2 protein-coding genes are annotated in these 551 nt (G+C 62.4%); one reads left to right on the top strand and one right to left on the bottom strand.

Features of this window, described 5'->3' with window-relative positions:
* On the top strand, window positions 1-320 hold a 320-nt coding region (locus KUM32_RS37705), incomplete at its 5' end, for a Scr1 family TA system antitoxin-like transcriptional regulator (RefSeq protein ID WP_217146340.1).
* Between the two features lie 43 nt (window positions 321-363).
* On the opposite strand, the gene KUM32_RS37700 is transcribed toward KUM32_RS37705, so the two are convergent.
* A partial coding sequence (locus tag KUM32_RS37700) for an SAM-dependent methyltransferase (RefSeq protein WP_217146339.1) occupies window positions 364-551 on the bottom strand: 188 nt, incomplete at its 5' end.

The following is a 551-nucleotide window of genomic DNA, read 5'->3' as shown; positions in this document are numbered from 1 at the left end:
ACATGGTTGAGCAGGTGCTTCACCTGCTTCGGGCCACGGGGATGGAGCGAGTCAACGTTCGCGTAGTTCGCAAGGAGGCCATGGTGCCTCCTTACCCTGTTTTCCATCTGAAGTTCGCCGACGGTGTGCATCAGGAGTTGGCCTACGTGGAACAGCTCGACGGGGCGAACTACATCACGCAAAAGCGGCAGCTCGACAAGTACCGTCGATTGTTGGACAACGTGCGTGCGAACGCCTACGGGCGTGAGGAGAGCATCGCGGCGTTGCAACGTGCGCTCGATCACTGGACGGAGCAGGCTGCCGCGGAAGAGTCAGGCTGACGGTGTCGAATCCTCGTCCTCCGCGGCCTCCTCGCCGCTACGACTACTTTGGGATGCGCCCGACGCCGCCCCACTCGACCCAGTCCGTGGGCCGCAGGTGGTCGGGGGGTGGTGTGGAGTCAGGGTGCCAGTCGATCACGTCGACCAACCCGGGGGGTGATTCGATGATCAGGGGATCGAAGTAACGTCGCACCTCGTGGGTTTCTCGTACGCGACCCCACTTGTTGTGTG

It is taken from the genome of Streptomyces sp. AC627_RSS907, assembly GCF_019049165.1.
This window is presented reverse-complemented; position numbering and strand designations above follow the sequence as displayed.